This is a genomic window from Bremerella volcania (assembly GCF_007748115.1).
GTDB classification, from domain to species: Bacteria; Planctomycetota; Planctomycetia; order Pirellulales; family Pirellulaceae; genus Bremerella; species Bremerella volcania.
In genome coordinates this window covers 6188982-6209683 of the sequence record NZ_CP036289.1, presented here as the reverse complement: position 1 = coordinate 6209683, position 20702 = coordinate 6188982, and the positions used below count along the sequence as shown (strand labels likewise).

At 56.9% G+C, this 20702-nt stretch carries 14 protein-coding genes and 1 tRNA gene; 5 read left to right on the top strand and 10 right to left on the bottom strand.

All coding sequences use genetic code 11. The annotated features are described in order from the left end of the window. Positions 1-29: 29 nt before the first annotated feature. Positions 30-2711: a hypothetical protein gene (locus Pan97_RS24795; protein WP_144977534.1), complete on the top strand. Its 2682-nt coding sequence runs from the start codon at positions 30-32 to the stop codon at positions 2709-2711. Here the strand turns inward: Pan97_RS24795 and asnB are convergent. The 4 genes from asnB to Pan97_RS24775 form a co-directional block, all read right to left on the bottom strand. After that, the gene (gene asnB, locus Pan97_RS24790) at positions 2708-4624 is read right to left on the bottom strand and encodes an asparagine synthase (glutamine-hydrolyzing) (RefSeq protein ID WP_144977532.1); all 1917 of its coding nucleotides are present in this window, start codon (positions 4622-4624) and stop codon (positions 2708-2710) included. The genes Pan97_RS24795 and asnB overlap by 4 nt on opposite strands. 70 nt (positions 4625-4694) lie before the next feature. Next, positions 4695-5195 (bottom strand): MarR family winged helix-turn-helix transcriptional regulator, encoded by a 501-nt coding sequence (locus Pan97_RS24785; RefSeq protein ID WP_144977530.1) that lies wholly within the window; start codon positions 5193-5195, stop codon positions 4695-4697. A 154-nt stretch (positions 5196-5349) separates the two neighbouring features. After that, positions 5350-5907: a glutathione peroxidase gene (locus Pan97_RS24780; RefSeq protein WP_144977528.1), complete on the bottom strand. Its 558-nt coding sequence runs from the start codon at positions 5905-5907 to the stop codon at positions 5350-5352. A gap of 252 nt (positions 5908-6159) precedes the next feature. Continuing rightward, positions 6160-6474: a transcriptional regulator gene (locus tag Pan97_RS24775; protein ID WP_144977526.1), complete on the bottom strand. Its 315-nt coding sequence runs from the start codon at positions 6472-6474 to the stop codon at positions 6160-6162. A gap of 254 nt (positions 6475-6728) precedes the next feature. On the opposite strand from Pan97_RS24775, the gene Pan97_RS24770 reads away from it, so the two are divergent. The 3 genes from Pan97_RS24770 (at position 6729) to Pan97_RS24760 (ending at position 11685) form a co-directional block, all read left to right on the top strand. Further along, positions 6729-9467, top strand: coding sequence for a hypothetical protein (locus Pan97_RS24770; RefSeq protein ID WP_144977524.1), 2739 nt, complete (start codon positions 6729-6731; stop codon positions 9465-9467). Between the two features lie 31 nt (positions 9468-9498). Further along, positions 9499-10161, top strand: coding sequence for a hypothetical protein (locus Pan97_RS24765; RefSeq protein ID WP_144977522.1), 663 nt, complete (start codon positions 9499-9501; stop codon positions 10159-10161). A 132-nt stretch (positions 10162-10293) separates the two neighbouring features. Further along, positions 10294-11685, top strand: a complete 1392-nt coding sequence (locus Pan97_RS24760) for a glycerate kinase type-2 family protein (protein WP_144977520.1) — start codon at positions 10294-10296, stop codon at positions 11683-11685. Positions 11686-11754: 69 nt separating this feature from the next. Here Pan97_RS24760 and Pan97_RS24755 read toward each other — a convergent pair whose 3' ends face one another. The 4 genes from Pan97_RS24755 to Pan97_RS24740 all read right to left on the bottom strand — a co-directional run bounded on the left by Pan97_RS24755 (position 11755) and on the right by Pan97_RS24740 (position 18456). Further along, the gene (locus Pan97_RS24755; RefSeq protein ID WP_144977517.1) at positions 11755-12186 is read right to left on the bottom strand and encodes a peptidylprolyl isomerase; all 432 of its coding nucleotides are present in this window, start codon (positions 12184-12186) and stop codon (positions 11755-11757) included. Between the two features lie 192 nt (positions 12187-12378). Further along, positions 12379-13764 carry a DUF1598 domain-containing protein gene (locus Pan97_RS24750; RefSeq protein WP_144977514.1) on the bottom strand — a complete coding sequence of 462 codons (1386 nt, stop codon included), beginning with the start codon at positions 13762-13764 and terminating at the stop codon, positions 12379-12381. 274 nt (positions 13765-14038) lie between these two features. Next, complete coding sequence (dnaE, locus tag Pan97_RS24745) at positions 14039-17578, bottom strand: DNA polymerase III subunit alpha (RefSeq protein WP_144977511.1); 3540 nt, start codon at positions 17576-17578, stop codon at positions 14039-14041. Positions 17579-17769: 191 nt separating this feature from the next. Further along, positions 17770-18456, bottom strand: coding sequence for an FHA domain-containing protein (locus Pan97_RS24740; RefSeq protein ID WP_144978652.1), 687 nt, complete (start codon positions 18454-18456; stop codon positions 17770-17772). Positions 18457-18667: 211 nt separating this feature from the next. Between Pan97_RS24740 and Pan97_RS24735 the strand changes: the two genes are divergently transcribed. Next, positions 18668-18740: transfer RNA gene (locus tag Pan97_RS24735), tRNA-Arg, on the top strand. A 65-nt stretch (positions 18741-18805) separates the two neighbouring features. On the opposite strand, the gene Pan97_RS24730 is transcribed toward Pan97_RS24735, so the two are convergent. Together Pan97_RS24730 and Pan97_RS24725 are read right to left on the bottom strand one after the other, a co-directional pair. After that, positions 18806-19768 carry an ABC transporter permease subunit gene (locus Pan97_RS24730; RefSeq protein WP_165698962.1) on the bottom strand — a complete coding sequence of 321 codons (963 nt, stop codon included), beginning with the start codon at positions 19766-19768 and terminating at the stop codon, positions 18806-18808. Between the two features lie 8 nt (positions 19769-19776). Beyond that, positions 19777-20664 (bottom strand): ABC transporter ATP-binding protein, encoded by an 888-nt coding sequence (locus Pan97_RS24725; protein WP_144977506.1) that lies wholly within the window; start codon positions 20662-20664, stop codon positions 19777-19779. Between the last annotated feature and the right edge of the window lie 38 nt (positions 20665-20702).

Genomic DNA, 20702 nt, shown 5'->3' with positions numbered 1-20702 from the left:
ACTTCTTGAGCGTGACGATCATAAGGCGGATGGAAACCAAATTGCTAAAGCGAGTTTGGTTCGTACTGGTACACCTGGCAATCCTCAGTCAGGCGTCTTACCTGTTGTCTGCGCCGCCGGAAGTGGAAACTCGCTCGGCATTCGACGATCCAGCTCTTTTCAAAATGGAGTTGGAGCCGCCGGCGAAGAAGCAGTTCCAGCCACTCGAACAAGTTCGTCCCAAACAGTCAGATCCCGTCGCAGCCGATCAGTCTGCCGGCTCGAGCTATGGACTGCCGGATCTACGGCATCTGCACCAGCAGTTGCCTAAAGCGGTCGAAAAGATCCGCGATATGTTGTTGCCGGTCGAAGCTCCGCCTGAACCAGATCCCAACGACGTCACCCAGCCGTTGGAAGAACCGGTGGAAGTCCTGCTGGCTCCACAAACCATTGAGACGCTTCCCCCGGTGGAAGTCAGTCCCTGGCGAGATCCTGTCATTGAATTACCGGTCGCCAGCCAGCTTCCGCAGCTCGAACGGATGCCGCTGGTCGCTTACCGTCCTGACACCCGCAACCGTGATAACATTTATCGCGTGGGAGACGAGCCAGAGAGTGCCGCGGACGTTCTTCCAGCCCTCGAACCGCCAAAGGTTCTGCCCCCAGTGGATGCTGCTCGTCCGGTCACGTACCGTTGGCCAAAGACGCCGCACTTGGACGCGATGCTTGAGCGATTGGACGAGTATCCCGAAACCAAGAGCTGGGCCAGCGACCTCCGTACGGCACTTCAAAAGCTACGAGAGGAATCGACCATTGGCACGGCCCCTGCTTCGCAGCACCTCAAACGGTTGGCGGAAGTCACCGGCGAAGCCGTTTCCATGGTCGATACGCTCGACTACGGCTGGCAGCGCACCGACATCACCCAAACCTATTACGCGATGCTGCGGCGGATCGACCTGTGGAACGCAGCGCACGACATTATCCACAGTGGCATTCAGCTGAGCGCTTCTCCGACGACGCTGGGCAACCTGCAGCAGCACCTGGAAGATTCTGAAGCGATCTTGCGTGACGGCGGTCAACTGCTCAGTTGGAGCGATTACCTGCAACTAAAACAGCTACGCCAGGCAATGGAATCGAATGCCTCGCCTCAGCAGATGCAGGAAGTAGCCAACCAGGTTTTGGCTCGGCTGGAAGGGGGCGAGTTCGACGAAGCTCAAAAGCAGCTTCTCGCTCAGGCACCCTTCGTGAACCTGGCTAATTCTTTGCGGCCATGGTTGGGGATCAACTTCAATCCCGAAAAGACCCTCGCAGCCGTCGAACGGTACGAACAGGAACAATCGGCCGCCGATGCGAAGCTGATCGCCATGGAATCCAGCTTACTGCAGCATCATGCCGAGCAGCCGATCGTCGAATTCGGCCAGCTGATCGATCACACGTACCGCAATGCGAACACGCGATTTGAAGTCAGTCAGCAGTTCATGCAGGCCTTTATGCCGGAGCTTCAGCCCGACGAATCGCGGGTGGATGACTTCATTCTCGGGGCACGCGTGCTGGGTCGCAGCCGCAGCGTGACTCGTTTGCACGTCCGCCCGGTGCCTGACGATCAGCAGTGGCGAGTCCAACTGGAAGTGTTGGGGAACGTCGACAGCCAAACGACCAGTCATAGCGGGCCGGTGAAGATCTTCAATCGTGGACGATCTCGCTACCACGCCGCGAAACAAGTGGTTGTTAATCCGAAGGGATTCTGGGTATCGCCGGCTGTGGCTCGAGCCGATACGACCACCAGCGTGGATAACCTGAAAAGCGACTATGACGGAATCCCCTTGATCGGTTCCTTGGTTCGTAGCGTCGCGCGTGGTCAAACCGAAGAGAAGAAATACGCTGCCGAAGCGGAAGTCGAACGCAAAGTTCGTCGTCAGGCCGAAACACAGTTGAATGAGCAGCTCAACGACAAGGTTCAACAGTGGCAAGACAAGCTGTACGTGGACGTCGTTCAGCCGCTGGTTCGTCTTGGCCTGGATCCTTCGGTGGTCGATTTAAGCACGTCCAGCCGTAGCATCTCCGGCCGTTTTCGCGCCGCTGGTCCTCGGCATCTGGCCGCCCACACGCCTCGGCCCAGTAGCCCGATCGACAGTGTTCTCAGTGCTCAACTGCATCAGTCAGGTCTGAATAACTTGATCCGCCAGCTTCGTCTGGGGGGCCGCGAGATGACGCCGAAAGAATTCCTGATGGAAATTGGCACGCGATTCCCCGCCGTTCAGAGTGATGTCGATGAAGAGCTTCCCGCGGAAGTGGCCTTTAAGTTCTCGGAAGACGATCCGATCCGCGTCGAGTTCAAGGACGGTCAGGCTCAACTGACCCTGCGCATCGATTCGTTGACGGTCGATGACAACCACTGGGAAGATTTGGAAGTTTCGGCACTCTATAGTCCTACTAGCGTTGACTTCGATGCCAAGCTTGTGCGGGACAGTACCGTCTTTCTGAAGGGGAAACGCCTGGGCTTTCGCGATCAAATCGCGCTGCGGGCTGTCTTCCTGAAGGTGCTATCCAAGAAGCACGAGATCCCGCTCTTTCCCGCGGGAGCGAAGGTCGATCCGCGTCTGGCCGAATTCCAGGTCAATCAGCTGGCCCTACACGAAGGTTGGCTGGCCGTTTCGCTGGGGCCCAAAGGCGTTCTGATGCAGGAACGAAAACTGTTCCGCGTCGCCGACGAACCGGAGCGAACCAGCCGCTAAGGGTCAACCCACTCGCGATGCCAAAGCTCTAGCACCAACAGTGCCCACAGCCGGGCACTATGGTCGAACTGGTTCGTATCGTGTTCCCGCAAGAGTGTCTCGATGGTGTCCTGACGGAAATACCCACGGCTCTTGGTCGTTTCACTTGTAAGCGTATCGTGTAGTAGTTCTTTCAACTGTCCGCGGAACCATGTGTTAAGCGGCACACCGAAGCCCATCTTGCGACGTTTCCAAATGACTTCCGGCAGCTTGTCTCCGAACGCGTGCTTCAGAAGAAACTTTCCGCGACCCATCCGCCACTTCCACTTCGACGGCAATCGAATCGCAAACTCGGCCAGGCGGTAATCCAAGAACGGTTGCCGGCATTCCAGGGCATGAGCCATCGAGGCGATGTCGACTTTAGTATTCAGATCGCACGGCAGGTAAGTCGTGAGATCGGCCAACGAAGCGGCCGTCAGGGCGTCCCGTTTGCCGGAGCGTTTCCAGGCCGAGTAAAGAAAGGCATAAGGGTCGGTATCGGGAAGCCTTTCGACGAAGCCATCATCATATAACTCACCGCGACGTGTTTCATTGAAGATGCTGATCCAGTCCAGGTACCGTCGGCCCGGAGACATCGCGATCGCCTCGGCAAAACGTCGTGCCCGTCGCAGCCTTGATTTCTGGGGACCACCGGCCGGTAAGAGTTTCATGCCGAGCTTGGATCCGAAGCGTCCGACCGGACCAAACATATCGACCGCCGCCGCCAGACGCACGGCTTTGTAGCGATCGTAACCCGCGAAGAGTTCGTCCCCTCCGTCGCCGCTGAGAGCCACCGTGACGTGCTCGCGAGTCATTTGCGAAACATACCATGTTGGAATCGCGGAACTATCGGCGAACGGTTCATCGTAGTGATGAATGAGTTTCGGTAACATCTCGAGCGCATCAGGCGTCACCTGAAACTCATGGTGCTCCGTCCCCAGGTGCTCGGCGACTTGTCGTGCATAGCTGGTCTCGTCATATTCCTTCTGCGGAAAGCCAATGGAAAACGTCTTCACCGGCTGATCGGTGAGCTGTTTCATCGTGGCGACGACCAGTGAAGAATCGATTCCGCCGGATAGAAACGCCCCCAGCGGGACATCGGCTTGCAGGCGAAGCTTGACCGAATCGGTGAAGAGCCGGATGAGTTCGGCCTTGGCGTCGTCCAGGCTGATGGCCATTTCGCGGCTGAAATCGGGATTCCAATAACTGGCGATCTCGAGGTTCTTTCCATCGAAGGTCAGATAACAGCCTGGCGGTAGCTTGTGAATCCCTCGGAAGATCGTTCGCGGATGGGGCACATATTGATACGTAAGGTAGGCATCGATCGCGCCAGGGTCAATTTCGCGTGGCAGTCCCGGCACTTGCAGGAGAGCCTTGAGTTCGCTTCCGAAGAGAAGCCGGTCGCCATGCACGCAGTAGTAGAGCGGTTTCTGTCCCAGGCGATCGCGACCCAGGACGATACGCCGGTGACGCTGGTCCCAAACGGCTATGGCGAACATTCCATTGAAGTGGGAAAACGCGTCGACCCCTTCATCCTCGAAAAGGTGAACGATCACCTCGGTATCGCAGTGCGTGCGGAACGTGTGCCCTGCCCCTTCCAGGCGAGCCCTGAGCGAATGGAAATTGAAGATCTCGCCGTTGAACGCGGTCCATACGGTTTCGTCTTCATTGGCCAGTGGCTGATGGCCGCCAGCCAGGTCGATGATCGAAAGCCGGCGATGGCCAAGGCCCACTCCTGGCACGGTGCCATAGGGGCCATGTTCGTGTGGGAAGCGGTGATAGATCCCTGAGTCGTCAGGGCCGCGATGAGCCAGCGAGTCGGTCATGCGGCGCAGCACCTCTTCGCTCACTTCGTGCTGTGGATCGACCCAAAATGCCCCGGCAATGCCACACATGGTTATTTGGTTCTTAGTGCCTAGTTCGACAGGAGAGAAGAGGGAAAAGCCGCCAGTAGATTCCTTCTCCTTACTCCGACCCATCACAAAGGGGTGTTGCTTCGGCTCGGATGCGAGCTTTCACCAAAAGTTGATTCAACTGCGAAAGCTCTTCTTCGGTCATGTGCCCGAGGTTTTGTTTGTGGATTTCCAGCAGCGGCTGGCGAATCGTTTCCACCAGCTTGCGCCCTTTGGGGGTGATGGTGATCATCACGACTCGGCGGTCGCTCTCGCTCCGATTGCGCTCGACCAGTTCAGCTTCGGCCAGACGATCGACCAGACGAGTGATATCGGGAACACGGGTCACCATTTGCTGAACGATTTCCAGGCACGGCAGGCCTTCGCCGTGATGTGAGTCCAGGATCTTCAGAATGTTGTACTGCGCGCTGGATAGGCCGTGCCGTTTCATCAAACGGCCGGGCGCGGCCGCGATCATGTTGTGCGTGCGAAGCAGGTTGAGAAAGGTCTCCAATTCGAGAGACTCGAATGGCTGTTCCTTTTTCAACTGCTGTTGAAGGATGGATTCAGGCAAAACGTTCGGCCTTGCAGCGGGAGAGAATGAAATGGGGAACGTCCCTATTATTATCACAAAGTTGGCCGCTGTGGGCCTGAATGGAAAAAAGCCGCCGACCTAGGCCAGCGGCTCTTATGATTTGACTAGCACGCACCCAGAGGGATTGCGACGCTTAATTTTCCTTCTTCAATTCGGTCTCGATCGCTTCGATGACCGTCTTGTCGTCTGGTTCGACACGGGTACGGAAACGCTGGATCACTTCACCATTCTTACCGATCAGGAACTTCTCGAAATTCCACTTCACGTCGCCAGGATCGGATTCAAAGCTCTTCAACTTGGTGTACAGCGGCGCGGTGCCTTCTCCGTTGACTTCGATCTTCTCGAACATCGGAAAGGTCACGTCGTACTTCTCGGTGCAGAACTCTCGAATCTGCGAAGCGGTGCCAGGTTCCTGTTTGCCAAACTGATTGCAAGGGAAGCCGAGGACCGCAAAGCCTTGATCACCGTATTGTTCGTACAACGCTTGAAGGGGTTCGTACTGGGGCGTCTTGCCGCACTTGCTGGCGACGTTCACGATCAACAGAACCTTGCCCTTGTACTCGGACAAGTCGACCTTCTTGCCTTCCAGCGTTTTGACTTCGCCTTTCAGGACATCTTCAGAGGCCACGGCCGACACAGAGAATGCGGCCAGCAAGGCCAACGCAGCAAAGACGGATAGAACCGACTTCATAGGGAACTCCTCAACGTTTGCGGGGGGGAAATGTTTTGCCAGGCAGGACTGCGGGCAGGAAATAGTTGTCCCAACAGCCATTAGTTAAGTGTACCGACAAAAACAGACGCGTTGCAACAAAATGTTGGCTCGATCGCTCTTTTAGGTTGGGAACTGGAGGAGGGCAAAAGAACGCGTGGCAACACATTGCTCCCGCCGGGGTAGGTGTTGCCACGCGCTGATAGGTTTATCGAGGGGGCAATTGCCCGTGGTTTAGAATTCGCCTGGGTTCTCGTCGCCGCCGTCGTTGGAGTCGGCTTTGTATTGATCGCGTTCGCGTCGAGTCGCTTCCAGGTCGAACATCAGGTACTTCATATCCAGACGCAATTGGCTCAACGCTTCTTGCACCAAAGTGTAGATGCGACGGCGGCGTCGGCTGTTCTCGATCACTTTGTTGACGGCTGGTTCCAACTCTTGTCGGTGCTCTTCCGGCAGCTTGGCAATCATGATCGCCAACTCGACCAGGTCCTTGGGCAGTTCTTCTTGGGCGGCAGCTTGGTCGTCGACTCGTTGGTTGGCTTGGCTCATGTGGTTTCTCCGCAATTGGGTTGTTCGCTTCTGACACGATTATTTGCAGCCCCCGTGCCACATGCGTGCATGCATTTATGCTAAACGACCTAAGTTGCAATTGCCAAACAGCTTACGATTATTCGTGAAAAGTGGAAGCATTCCGACATGTGGTATTTTCACCACGCGATTGATCTGGAAATGGTTTCTAAATCTAGGTACAAGCACGACTTACGACTGAAGAAACATGCCGTTGCAGTAAGGAAACACTCGGCGTGAAAGCGCCCCGCCGACAAACCAGTTTTTTTCTCCGTTTGCTGCTCGTGTTGCTTTTGAGCATCACGACCCTCCCTTGCTGCGCGCTGGCGGCGGTGATCGAAGACTTCGAATCGGCGACAACAACTTGGAAGCCGCTCGAGGGCGATGCCCCAGCAAGTCGGCTCGACCATAAGCGGATTGTCGGCAACTCGCATCTTGGGGCCAGTAGTGAATTGATTGCGCTGCGATTTTCGCAGGGTTCGTACGCCTATTACGGCCACCCCATCACTCCGGCACGCGTTGTCCCGGATCTTTCGCTGTCTGTCTGGATCAAGTCGGATCGATCAGGCATTCAGTTTGCCGCGCAGGTTGTCTTTCCGCGGAGTCGCGATCCCCGCACGGGACAGCCGATCACGACGCGCATTCTCGGGGACCGAGCCGGACAGCCTGACCAGTGGAACCAGATCGGCATCCGCAATATCGACCAGCAAGTCAACGACCAGGTCACCGCGCTGCGCAGCGAACATGGCCCGCAGTTCGATCCGCGGGAAGCATATGTCGACATGGTCTTGCTGAACGTCTACACCGGACCAGGACTCATACGTGTGCAGATTGATGACCTGGAAGTGGAAGGTCTGCTGAATGTTCAAAACGTCAATACGGTGACGCAAAGAGTGACCAACCCCAGCGGACTTCGCGGCATGGGAAGTTTGCCCGGGACGACCGGCGCGAATGTGCAATTGGCACCACCCCGCAGCGAATCGGCTTCCAATGGTCAGGTCATCGAGTTGAACGATCACGCCGCGGTCCCGCGAGTCATCGACTACAACGGTGAACCCTTATCACTGCTGCGAGGCCTTGGTTTCAACGCCATCCGAACGAGCCGTGCCCCTTCGCCACAGCTTCAGCGAGAGTTGCTGCGTTACAACATGTGGAGCGTCAGTTCGCCGCCCGAGACGCGCAGCCCGGCCGAACAATCGGCGGTTCTTGCTTGGGAACTGCCGATCACCTCAGGCCAAGATGCCTTCTCCGACTTTGCCATTCGAGCCGCCGATTTACGGCTTCTCGACGGACAGAAGCCCCGTCCCGTCTTGGCCATCGCGCCGAATCGAGTTCATGACTACAGTCAGCACAGCGAGATCATCGCGACCCGTCGCTCGCCGCTGGGCACATCTCAGTCGCTCGACGATTATGCCAAATGGACGCAGTCGTGGGGCCTGTTTGCCTCGCCCAGTGCGACTCGTTGGGCCGTGATACCGACGCAGTTCAGTCCTGCCACCCAGCGGCAAGTTTCGTATCTCGCCCAGGAGTCGCGCGTGCCCATGGGGTTCCAGCCGTATCAGCTGGAAAAGGCCGCGTTTCTGGCGATCGCCAACGGTGTGCGAGGTATCGTGTTCGAAAGCAACACGCCGCTCAATGAAGATCACCCGGTAGACTTCGCCAGAAGGACGGCACTCGACGTCATCAACCGCCGTATTGAACTCATCTATCCTTGGATTGCCCAAGGAAGTCCGCGTAATGGAGCGATTTCCAGTGACCCCAACGTGCATGTCTCGATGTTGGCCACCGATACGGCCATTCTGTTGATCGCCGTGAGAACTGGGCCGGAAGATCAGTTCGTTGTCGATCCCCTGCCCGATCGCCCGGTGAACGTCCGAGTACGAGGTGTGCCGATGGCATCGGAAGCGTATCGCATCGGCGACAGCGGCATTCACCCGGTCAATCATAGTCGTGGGCTGGGGGACATGCAGATTCAGCTGGATGCCAGCGAACATGTCTCACTTGTCTTCTTGACGCAAGACCCACGTGTCATTCGTGAGATGCGTCGCCGCAGTGATGAGCACCGTACCGAGATCGTCCGCCTGCGAATGGAGGCCGTGAATCACGAGTTCGAGTTGGCTCGCAGCGTCCAAGCGGCACTCGAGTCACCTTCCGAGTCGCCGGCGATCCGCCGCAACATTGATTCTGCATGGGCTGACATTCGCCAGGCCCGCACGCTGTACGAAGAGTACAACTTGCAAACGGCCTATCGCTACGTGACCCAGGCCGAGCGAAAAGTAGCCTCTGTGCAGCGGCAACAGTGGGCTCAATGGGCATCGCAGTATACGTTTCCGCTGACCAACCCGACGCTGATCTCGCACGACCTGGTGCCATTTGCTTCGCGACTGCAAGGCAACTTGAATTATCTTCGTCCTGGGCCGAACACGCTGCCGGCAGGCGATATGGAAGACCTTACCTTTCTGCTATCCAGCGGATGGATTCAGGTTCGTTCGCCTCAGCCAGGTTTCGAGTCGGCCGTCGAGCTATCGCCGCAACGGCCGCACGCTGGGAACTATTCCCTTTCGCTTCGAGTCTCGCCAGATCAGCAAGGGCTGTATGCGCGACCGGAACAAGCGCCGATCGCGGTTCGCAGCGCAATGGTCCAGGTTCCGCCAGGTCGGCTGGTGCTCATCCGCGGATGGATTCGCATTCCACAGCCGTTGTCTTCTGAGACCGGCGGTGTGCTGATTCACGACACGCTCGGCGGTCGAGAACTGGGGATCCATATGACCGATGCGACCGAGTGGACCGAATTCAGTTTGATGCGGGCCACCGGCGATTCCGACACGTTCAATCTGACGGTTGAACTGGCCGACGTCGGCCAAGTCTTTCTGGATGACATTACGGTCTCGACTTACGAGGCGACGCGCGGGCCGGAGATTGCACCCGGCTTTGGTGCCGAAGCGGGTGATCGCTTTCAAACCTACCAACCGTAGGACATCGCGTTAGCGAAAACGGCTTCTCTGGTTGCGATTGCTGCTTTCGATTCGCTACGATCAGGGTGTTGCTATTCTTCCCACCGCCTTGAGTAAATCTGTGACCGTGCTGGCCTACTTTGGTGAATTGCCATTCCCATCGCCCCTTCTGGGCGGATTGATTCTTGGATTGATCATGGTGGGAATCATTTTTTATCTCTACATCCTGCCAAAGAAGAACGAGCCACCGGAGGTTAACCCAGTGGAAATCGCCATCGATCCGATGGTGGCCTCAGGGCCCAAGTCGCTGATGGGGCCGGAGGTACGCGTCTACAACGTGCCGGTGCGGATCGTGGCGATCGTCGTCGCGGCGGCCGGACGGGGGCACGATCAGCTGAGCGAGGAAACCCTGCGGACGTTGATGGAGAACTTTCTTCCCCAGATGATGGCCGTTATCAGAGCCCACCGACCGGATGTCTATCGTTGGCCTGGGCAAATGAGTACGCGCGGATTCAGTCAACGCTTCTTCGCCCAAGCGAACCTACCGGGCGAGCATGGCGAAGGAAGCCCCTGGACTGCGGTCGCCGGACGATACGATCACCAAGGGAGCGGGTATCTCATCGGCTTGGTTTGTTGCGCCGACGAAGATAATCCCTTGGGGCAGATTCTGGTCGAACAAAAGCAGCAGTGGACCGACATCGTACGGATTTCCTGAGAGGGAAAGCATCGGCCGATTCCTTGGCCAGCGCCTTGGCATCTGTCATATTACTTAGGGCAGCCGCATAGGTGCTGTTGCTCTTCTCTCAATGAGCCTCCGCTTTGCAGCACGGATCGCAAGAGGTGCACCATGAAACGTTCCCCGAAGCAACTTGCCGAAGACGTCCAAGCCATTTGGCAAGCTGGAGTCGATGCGGTCAAGAGCGACGAACTCGTCTACGATGCCGTCGAAGTGGTTGAGGACACGCTTTTCGTCGGGGAGTCGCGGTTCAACCTCGCGGCCATCAAACGAATCTTCGTGATCGGCGGTGGTAAGGCGGGCGCCGGGATGGCAATCGGTCTGCAGAAGGCCTTGGGTGACAAAGTCCTCAACGAAAAGCATGTGCAGGGAATCGTCAGCGTGCCTGCCGACTGCGTACAGGAGCTTTCGCACATTCAACTGAAAGCAGGCCGGCCCGCCGGGCAGAACTCGCCAACGGTCGAAGGGGTGGAGATCTCGCGGCAGATCTTGCGAATGTGCGAAGGAATGACCGTTCATGATCTGTGCATTGGCTTGATCTCAGGGGGCGGTTCGGCGCTGCTGCCTTCGCCGATCGACGGCATCGGTCTGAGTGAGAAGCAAGAGATCACGAGCTTTCTCAGCGGCAATGGTGCCAACATCGAGCAGCTCAACACGGTACGCAAGCAGCTAAGCCGCATCAAAGGACATGGTCTGGCCATGAGCTGTAAGGCGGGCAACCTCGTCAGTCTGATCATCTCGGACGTGCTAGGGGATTCGCTGGACGTCATTGCATCCGGCCCCACCGTCCCGAATACGACGACCGCGGCCGATGCGCTCGACGTGTTGAAGATGTATGGCGTGCCGCACATCGAGAGATTCGCCAATATCGTCCGCGTGCTGGAAGAGAAAGCCAAGCGTCATCCGAGGAATGATTCCCGCACCACGTGCAGCGTTGCCAACTGGATCATCGGCAACAACGCCGTCGCCGTGGATGCCGCGGGTATCGAAGCCGAAAAGCGGGGATACTCACACGTGATGCACTGCGCCAGGGGGATGGAAGGAGAAGCAGAAGAGATCGGGCAGCATCTGATGCGGATGGGGATCAAGATGCAAAACGAAGCTGGCCCCGATTGTCTGATCACGGGAGGGGAGCCGGTCGTGAAGCTTGTTGACCCGTCCAAGCGCGGCTTGGGTGGTAGGAATCAACAGCTGGTGTTGGCCGCGACGGTGGAGGCCATGCAGCAGCGGGGAGATAATGCGCTCGATGGGATTGCGATCCTCAGTGGCGGAACCGATGGTGAGGATGGCCCAACGGATGCCGCGGGAGCATGGATGGATGCCGAAGCGATTTCCGCGATGAACGCGAGCGGCTTGAAGCCAGAAGACTTTCTCAAAAAGAACGACGCGTATCATTTCTTCGCGCCACTCAACCGTTTGGTGAAGACGGGCCCCACGCACACTAACGTGTGCGATGTTCGTGTTGTGGTTGTCGATCGAGTTCAGCCTCAGCCAGAGAAGTGAGGGGCGCAAGCAAAAAGCGGTCTTCTTACTTGAAGACCGCTTGAGCGAATGTTGGTGAGTGGCAGCAGACTATTCTTCGCTGACCGTTACCTTTTCCATCTTGTCCCCTTGGGCGATCGCGTTGACGACGTCTTGGCCTTCGATCACTTTGCCGAAGACGGAGTGCTTACCGTCGAGCCACGGGGTTGCCTCGTGCGTGATGAAGAATTGCGAGCCGTTCGTGTTGGGACCGGCATTGGCCATCGACAGGATACCAGGACCATCGTGCTTCAGGTCGGGGTGGAACTCATCCTCGAACTTGTAGCCTGGGCCGCCGGTGCCGGTGCCTTGAGGGCAACCGGTTTGGACCATGAAGTCCGCGATCACGCGGTGAAACTTCAGGCCGTCGTAGAAGCCCTCGCCGGCCAGCTTCTCGAAGTTACCGACCGTCTTGGGGACCTTGTCTTCGAACAGTTCCAGCTTGATGGTGCCCTTGTTGGTTTCGATGGTGGCAACTTTCATCGGTATTCCCTTGTTTTGTATCGGGGTGAGTTGTGATGATCGTCGTCCATTATAGAAACATCGCGTCCGATCGATAACCGGGGCGAGGGCTGGGCGAACTGGGCTGCTTTCTAGTGATATCGTTCAAGAAACGGAAGAACGCCGAATCGTGCGATCCGGCGTTCCTGGAAATTCGATGACGCTTGCAGGAGGTTAGTCCCACCACCATTGTCCGGCGGCCAGGTTCTGGAGCGAGATTCCTTTTTGGGTCTCTGCCAGGACTCCTTCTTCATCCTTCTGGACGTTGTCTGGGGTCAGGGCCTGCTTGGCGTTGATTTCAACACCACCGCCGATTGGGGTCAGCAGGCGATTGCCTTTCCAGATGGCATTCACGGCTGTTTCGACCGTCTCAGGGGCGGGCAATGTTTCAACCGGGTAGGCATCTTCGTCGGCGAACACGCCCAGATCGAAGCCGCTCTGGTTGTAGTAGTCTTGCTCTTGGATGTAAGCCGCGGCGATCAGCATGTCGATCAGGTCGCGAAGCTGGCCATAAACGGCTTCTCGTTCGGCCAGTTCGCCATACTTCTTGGTGAACGTGCTGGTGAACATGAAGCTGGCACGATCGACGGCGTTAGTCTGTTGGCGACCACCTTGCATGGTGACCATTTCGCTGGCACCGATGAGTTTCACGCCGTCCCCTTGAAGTTCCATGGCCAGGCCATCGTCCGAAACCTTGACGCAGTCGTAGTTCGGGACGAAGAACCAACGCTGCATGGCGTTGGATGCGATCGAGCCTGGACGAGCTTTTTCGACGTAGCTGGGAATGTTGACCGGTGGTTGTTCCAGGCCGATCCCGATCAGCTTCATACGGTAGTCGGCTTCAACCATCACGCGAGCGAAGTGCGTGTTCGCCGAGATGCCGCGAACTGAAACGATCTGGTTACCCAGAGCGTTCTTCATCGCAGTGACGATGCTGCGGGTATCGCCGGGGCGAACGCTGGTCTGTGGGATCGAGGCAATCACCTGGCTCAGGTTCGCGAGGCCTTCCTTGGTGGGATCGATCGAGACGCCCACGTTGTTCGGACCGTCAGTAAATGGACCAAACGCACGCAATGCGACGATCAGGTCATCCAACTGGAGAGTCGCTTTGCCGCTGTAGGTACCAACACTGACCCCATTGAGATCCCGAACATAGCCTTCGGCCGTACCGGCGAGAACGATGTCTTTCGTTTCCGGGTAGTAGAAGACGTACTTGATTTCATTCAGCCCAGCCAGGTTTTTCATGTCTTCTGGGATACCGCCACCCTTGGCAACGGCTTCGGCAACGGCCTTCTCAAGGCGATTGAGCGAAACCTTACGCAGCTTGCTGGGGCGATTCAGTTCGGCAGGCAGCACCGAAGCTGCTTGTTGAACCCGCTGTTTCATGAGCATCCCGGTCGGATCGCTGGCACGTCGCATCTTCAGCACACCCTCGGCGTCGACATAGATACCTGCCGCGATGGGGTTATCATCTTGGTTCTGTGCTTCGGCAATGCCAGTGCATAGCAACAAAAGGGCGACCGAGAGAAACGACAAAAGCTTCGTTAGTCGCAAGTCCATAGCAGATCCCTGGATACAGTTGAGCTCGAGAAGGTGAAGGATTGGTGGACGCAGAGTCCTGGGAGACCTTAAGTAAGTATCGCATACCCAAGGCGTACTGTCCCTGAATCCCTTGAACAATCAGGCAAGGGTTACCAGTGATCTTAATTTGAGGGGATAGGAAAGGCAAGCAATTCGCGAAAAGAGGGACGATTCGTTGGCCCTGGCCTCGATCGCCGCCTGAATAACCGGAAAAATCGGTCTAAGTACTTGTTTTGCAATTAGTTACAAAACGCTATGCCGAGTTGCGGACCCCTCCAGAAGCAGGGCGTCTGAGCAGAAGTTCGAAGTTCCCTTCCCCAAGAAGTTCATCAACGCGGGTCCGCATTTCCGGGGAAAGGTCGACTCCTTTCTGGCTTTTCAGGGCGACCTGACGACCATCTTCCAGCACCAGCAGAAGCTTCAGTTCGCAGTTGCCAGGATACCCACGCACGATCTCGACAAGCGTTTGCAGCTTATCTTCGCCATGGACTTGCTGGTCGACCCGAACCATCACGCCGCGCGCGTATCGCGTTTCCACTTCCTCGATGGGAATCAACTCATTGACGATCAGGTTCGCCTCGTCATCACCGCCTCGCCGATCGAGTCGACCCGAAATGATGTAAACGCCGTCCGGCCTGAGGGACTCGCCCAACTTGGCATAGTCTTCCGGCCATAGGATGCAGCGGATACCGCCATCGACGTCTTCCAGGTCGAAGTTAGCGTACTTGGTATGGGTGCTTCCGGGCCGCGCCTTACGCGTGTGTGCGAGTTTGATCGAGGCGACCATGCCGCCCATGGTGACTTCGGTTTTGTCTTTGAGGCCGGTAAGATTCGCGGTGCTATGGCTACAGCACATCTCGAATTTACGTTTGTACTCGGCCAGAGGATGACTCGACCAGTAGAACCCAAGACACTCTTTCTCGTAGCCCAGCGTTTCTTTGTCTGGCCAAGGCTGCACATCGGGAAGCACGACCGCTTTGGCTTCTTCCGCGGGATCTTCGACGGCAGCGAAAAGGTTCTTTTGCCCCGCCCTCTTGTCCGCGATCGCGGAGGCGCCGGACTGGATCGCTTTGTCTAGCGCCGTAACGTATTGAGCCCGATGCCCGCCAAGGCGGTCGAATGCACCGGCCTTGATCAACGTTTCGATGGCTGCCTTGCTGCACTGCGACGGATCGACGCGTTCGCAGAAGTCGAAAATGTCGGTGAACGGACCGTCTTTCTCGCGCGCCGCGACGATCGCTTCCGCCGCACCGCCACCGCAACCTTTGATGGCACTTAGCGCGAAGACGATCTTGCCGTCCTTCACCGTGAACTCTTCATCGGAATGGTTGACGTCAGGCGGAGCCACTTCGATGTTCATCCGCTCAGCGTCTTCCATGTGCTCGACCAGTGCGTCCTTCGTCTTGAAGTTTCGGCCACTGATGTCACCGGAAAGAAGCGCGGCCATGAACTCGATCGGGTAGTGCGCTTTCAGGTAGGCCGTTTGATAGGCGACCAGTGCGTAAGCCGTTGAGTGGCTCTTATTGAAACCATACCCGGCGAACTTGACGATCATGTCCCAGAAGTCCTGGGCTTCCTGCTTGGTGAGGCCTTTCTCTTGAGCACCTTCCAGGAACTGCTCGCGATTGGCCTGGATGATCGATTCTTTCTTCTTACTGATCGCCTTAATGCACGTGTACGCTTTGGCCAGCGGAATGCCACCCAGGCGATTCAAGATCCGCATCACCTGTTCCTGGTAGACCATGACCCCGTTGGTCTCTTCCAGCACGTCTTTCAGCACTTGATGCTTGTAAGCCGCTTCCTTGCGACCATGCTTCACCTCGATGTAGTCGTCGACCATCCCGCCTTCGAGCGGACCAGGCCGATAGAGCGCATTGGTCGCGATAATGTCGAGGAAGCTGTCCGGCTTCATACGTTTCAACAGGTCGCGAATGCCGCCACTTTCCAGCTGAAACACACCCTTCGTTTCACCGCGTCTCAGGAGGTCGAATGTGTCTTTATCATCCAAGGGAAGCCGCAAGATGTCGAGGTCTTCGCCGCGAACCTTCTTGATTAGATCGACCGCGTTTCGCAGGATCGTCAAGTTACGCAGACCGAGGAAGTCCATTTTCAGCAGACCGGCCGCTTCGACGTCATTCATCGACCACTGAGTGATGATGTCGTCTTTGCCGGAAACGCGGCAAAGCGGAACGTACTCGGTCAGTGGTTCATCCGCGATCACCACGGCGGCCGCGTGCGTCCCGACGTTGCGTGCCAGCCCCTCGATCTTCATCGCCAGATCGAGTAGTTCCTTGATGTCCGGGTTCGCGTTGTAGGCGGACTGCATGTCCGCGCTTTGGGCAAGCGCATCTTTCAGCTTGATACCCAGCTGATCGGGCACCATGCCGGTCACTTCGTTGACCATGTCCAGCGGCAGCCCCATCGCGCGGCCGACGTCTTTGATCGCGGCCCGGGCGGCTAGCGTACCGAACGTACCGATCTGGGCGACGTTCGCTTCGCCGTACTTATCCTTCACATACTTGATGACCATTCCCCGACGTTCTTTATCGAAGTCGATATCGATATCAGGGGCTTCCAGGCGGTTTTCATCCAGGAATCGCTCGAACAGCAAGTCGTACTTGATCGGACAGACGTGGCTCAAATAGAGGGCGTAGCACACCAGCGCACCCACACCGCTACCACGAGCCGTGGCCGGAATGTTTTGCTTGCGGGCCTCGACCACGAAGTCCCACACGATCAGGAAGTAGTTCGGGAAGCCAAGTCGGCTGATCACCCCCAGTTCGCGGTCCAAGCGGGCCATGACGACTTCGCTCAACTCGCCGCCAGGCAGCATCTCTTCGTTGCCTTCGTAACGCTCTTTGAGTCCTTGAATGCAAAGCTCGCGGAGATATTCGTCGGCCGTCTTGCTTTCGGGGATTTTGAAGGAGGGGAAGTGGCGCTTGCCCAGTTCCAGGTCAATGTCGACGGTGTCGGCGATTTCCTGGCTACGCGAGCAGGCATCTTCCAAGCCTGGGAAACTCGCGTACATGTCATCCGGACTACGAAGATAGAACTGGTCGTTCTCCATCTTCATTCGCGAGGCATCCGTACGGAACTTGCCGGTGTTCACGCATAAGAGGATATCCTGGGCCTCGGCATCACTCTGATCGACATAGTGCGTGTCGCTGGTGGCTACCAGCGGCAGGCCGATCCTCTTGGCAACGTCGACCGCGCCCTCCAGTTGCATCTTCTGGATATCGAGACCATTGTTCATGATCTCGATGAAGTAGCGATCGCCGAACAACTTGTGGAACCAGCCAGCCGTTTCCTCGGCTTCTTTGACGACCTCCGCCGTATTGGTTCCGTTCATCACGATCTTCGAGAACTCGCTGCTCACGCAGCCACTCAGGCAGATGATTCCCTCGTGATATTTCTCCAATAGTTCTTTATCGATACGCGGCTTGAAGTAGAACCCTTCCAGGTAGGCGGCCGAGGCCAGCTTCACCAGGTTCTTGAAGCCTGTCTTGTTTTGGGCCAGCAAAGTGAGGTGATAGTTCGAGCCGCGCATACCGCCTGATTTTTCCAGGCGGCTGCCCGGCGCGATGTAGGCCTCGTACCCGATGATCGGGTTGATCTCGTTCGCTTGGCACGTGTTGTAGAACTGCAGTGCCCCGTGCAGGTTACCATGGTCGGTCAAAGCCAACGCATTCATGCCGTGCTCTTTGGCACGCGTCACGAGCTTGGGAATCGGACCCGCTCCGTCCAAAAGGCTGTAGTGCGAATGGCAATGCAAATGGACGAACGACTGGCTCATTCGGGCTCCGCTCCATGGACTGGGCTGCGATCGTGTTAGAAGCACGCAGCGAGAAGACTCATCAACCAGTTGATTCTATCAGGTTGACGGCGATTGAAAACCGAAAGAGATGCTGATTACTGTAACTCGCAGAAGAGCTCAACCTTCTTACGATTTTGGCAGCCAAAATCGATGAACTTCGAAGTTCACGCCTACTCGGGTTCGCCAATGCTGCGCAGGAGCATGGCCAGTCGCGATTGCAGATCCAACAGGTTTTGCCACTCGCGCATTTCGAGCACGACGTTTTCGGTCCGTTCGTTCACTTCCACGCTCACCAGTAGATGTCGGATGCGAATGTGCACGTAGTCCATCAACTCGGCAAGCTGTGCTGCCTGGGCGGGGCTGAGGCGTTCCGGAAGCTCAGGCGGTTGAAGGGAATAGATGGCGGCTTGCAGGTCGTCTTGCTGGGCGTTCCAGTTCAGCTCGAATTCGAGCGACGACTCTCCTTCATGATCGTTGGGACCGTGGGTGCGATCGTCGTCGGGAAGATTGCCTTCCTTTTCTTCCTGCTGCTTGCGGAGCGCGGCCAGGCGAACCGCGATTTGCGATTCCGAGCCGTAGATAATCACCGATCGCCCGACTTGGATCATATCGCCATGACGGAGAATGCGGAGATGGATATCTTCGCCGTTAACGCGTGTTCCATTGGTGCTTTCCAGGTCGGTCAGGACGATTTTGTTGTGATCTTCCTGAATTTTCAGATGGAAGCGGCTAACGCGGTCATCCTTGAGCTGAAGCGTGTTCCCTTCTTCGCGACCAATGGACACCGGAGTCTCCAACCCCTCGTATACCGCCCCCCGGTCGGCGCCGTCGATGATCCGCAACGTGATGTAGGCCATAAACTTGTGGATTTCTGCTCGGTAAGCGATGAGGTATCTGGGCAGCTGGCTGCCGCTAACATTATGCAGCACAGAAAGCAATTTCGCGAGTACTGCGCAAAACGGCAGAGATTAGGCCGCTTGGCGAACCTGAGTCACCTAAGAACTGTCCGATGCGGTAGTTGCGGCCGAATGGCAAAATGGTATCATCACTCAATTGCCGAAAATGCAAGCGGGAGTAGCTCAATGGATAGAGCATCGGTCTTCGGAACCGAGGGTTGGGGGTTCGAGTCCCTCCTCCCGTGCTTCGCTTAAGCCACACGAATCATCGCGTGGCTTTTTTCATGCGCCTATCCAGCGTTAGTAATTATTACACCGGAGCGGGTAGATCGCGCCGACAAAAGATCCAGGTCGCTCCGGCAAAGCCAGCCAGTCCGCCGCCGGTAAGAAAGCTCAGGTAGGCCAGTCCGCCTGGTCGCCACTCTTCCTGCGACTTCTGAAACCAGAAACTCCAGGCCCCGTCCTTCGTATTGATGGCGTAGCTCACCAAGACCTCTGGTTCGTATAGCGAAAAGATCGTCGTGTAACGCAGCCAGGTCATTTCTTCGAGTGACAAGGACAGCACGCGCAGCATCAGTTGGATGATCAGGAACGCGGCTGCAATGGCGATCGTTCGCCAGCGGTACTGATCCCATGAAGACATCAGCGTCGTGAAGCCTCCGAAGAAGATCCCCAGACCCAGTAAATTCAGAGCCGAAGGGAACATGTCTTCCTTGTCGACAAAGTCGGAGAGGGGCATGCGCGTGGGAGCATTCGCGTCTCGAGTAAACGGTACTTCGACTTCGATCTTCACCAGAGGGATCTGCATCTTGATCGGCTGGTTTTCTCGTTTGACCGTTGTATTTTCGATGCCACAGGCCAACCCTGCGTAGGCGCTCGCGGCGATCACCACGGCGCCAAACAACGTCATCAGGTTCTTGCTCATCAGATACTGGAAACGGCTGACCGGCTGCGACAGCATCATCTCCATGGTCCCTTTGCCCAGCGGACCACTGACCGTATCGCTGCCCCGAGCAATGCCCCACACAACGATCAACAGAATGACCATCGGCTCGGTAAACGTGAACGCCACGCGGCCGGGGTAGGTCAACGCTTGCTCGAAGTCGACGGCGGAGAAGTTCTCGAACTCGGGCCGCAAGATTTCCAGGATGCCTTGGAAGCGGCTCATGTCGATCCGGCCGACAATCCATACGCGCACCCAGCAGAACGCGAAAAGCGCGATCGAGCAGCCGAGCATCAGCAGACGCGACTCGCGCCAAGTTTGCCGTAACATGGCCAGGTTCATGCCGCGTGCTCGCTTACCGGGGCGTGGAATCGGTCGTAAACCTCGCGAAGCCCCATTCGCGTGACTTTCAGTTCGGTGGATGGCAACTGTGTGATCCAGCCCATCACGTCGCGAAGTTCCCCTTCGGTTTCCAGGTGAACGGTGTGGCCGTGCTGCCGGGCAGAAATTACTCGATTACGAATTCCTTCGGGAACGCGGGGCAGCGGCTGCATGAGCTGAAACACAACCGAATGCTGTCGGGCCAAATCTTGCAGGCACTGATCGTGGACGACCTTTCCCTGCCGCATGATGATGGCCCGATCGCAGATGTCTTCAATCTCGGACAACACGTGCGAGCAAATAACGACTGTCCTGCCCGACTTGTGGGCTTGGCCGATCATGCGGATGACTTCGCCGCGGACGTTCGGATCGAGACTGGTCGTGGGCTCGTCCATGATCAGCATCGGAGCGTCGGTTGCTAGGGCAATCGAGAGCCCCAACTTCTGCCGCATCCCGGTGCTCATGTAGCCGACGCGGCGCGATGTATCGAGTTCCAGTCGCTTGGCCGTGGCGTACGATCGTTCGCGACTGCCGCGGGGATGGATATCGGCGAAGAAATCGAGGACCTGCTTCCCCTTCATTTCGCCGAATAAACGGACATCGCCTGGTAAGTAAGAAACCAAGCTATGGACCGCTTTTTTCGCTTTCTGGCAATCTTTTCCACCAATTTCCGCGCGGCCGTGCGTTGGCCGCAGAAAACCCATCAAGATGCGGAAAAGGGTCGATTTGCCAGCTCCGTTGGGGCCGAGTACACCGCAGCACTCTCCCCGGGCGACCTCGATATTGGCGTGATCGAGGGCCAGAAAGCTGCCGTATCGTTTTGTTAAATCGTGTGTCTTCAGCATGGGCGCAAGCGGGTCTACACCGTTAGTACCGCAGGAAA

Excerpts from the sequence above, each read along its gene's own strand:
- asnB (WP_144977532.1), bottom strand. The coding sequence starts at position 4,624 with ATGTGTGGCATTGCCGGGGCATTTTGGGTCGATCCACAGCACGAAGTG.
- Pan97_RS24750 (WP_144977514.1), bottom strand. The coding sequence starts at position 13,764 with ATGGACTTGCGACTAACGAAGCTTTTGTCGTTTCTCTCGGTCGCCCTT.
- Pan97_RS24740 (WP_144978652.1), bottom strand. The coding sequence starts at position 18,456 with ATGGCCTACATCACGTTGCGGATCATCGACGGCGCCGACCGGGGGGCG.
- dnaE (WP_144977511.1), bottom strand. The coding sequence starts at position 17,578 with ATGAGCCAGTCGTTCGTCCATTTGCATTGCCATTCGCACTACAGCCTT.
- Pan97_RS24755 (WP_144977517.1), bottom strand. The coding sequence starts at position 12,186 with ATGAAAGTTGCCACCATCGAAACCAACAAGGGCACCATCAAGCTGGAA.
- Pan97_RS24730 (WP_165698962.1), bottom strand. The coding sequence starts at position 19,768 with ATGTTACGGCAAACTTGGCGCGAGTCGCGTCTGCTGATGCTCGGCTGC.
- Pan97_RS24780 (WP_144977528.1), bottom strand. The coding sequence starts at position 5,907 with ATGAAGTCGGTTCTATCCGTCTTTGCTGCGTTGGCCTTGCTGGCCGCA.
- Pan97_RS24775 (WP_144977526.1), bottom strand. The coding sequence starts at position 6,474 with ATGAGCCAAGCCAACCAACGAGTCGACGACCAAGCTGCCGCCCAAGAA.
- Pan97_RS24760 (WP_144977520.1), top strand. The coding sequence starts at position 10,294 with ATGAAACGTTCCCCGAAGCAACTTGCCGAAGACGTCCAAGCCATTTGG.
- Pan97_RS24795 (WP_144977534.1), top strand. The coding sequence starts at position 30 with ATGGAAACCAAATTGCTAAAGCGAGTTTGGTTCGTACTGGTACACCTG.
- Pan97_RS24725 (WP_144977506.1), bottom strand. The coding sequence starts at position 20,664 with ATGCTGAAGACACACGATTTAACAAAACGATACGGCAGCTTTCTGGCC.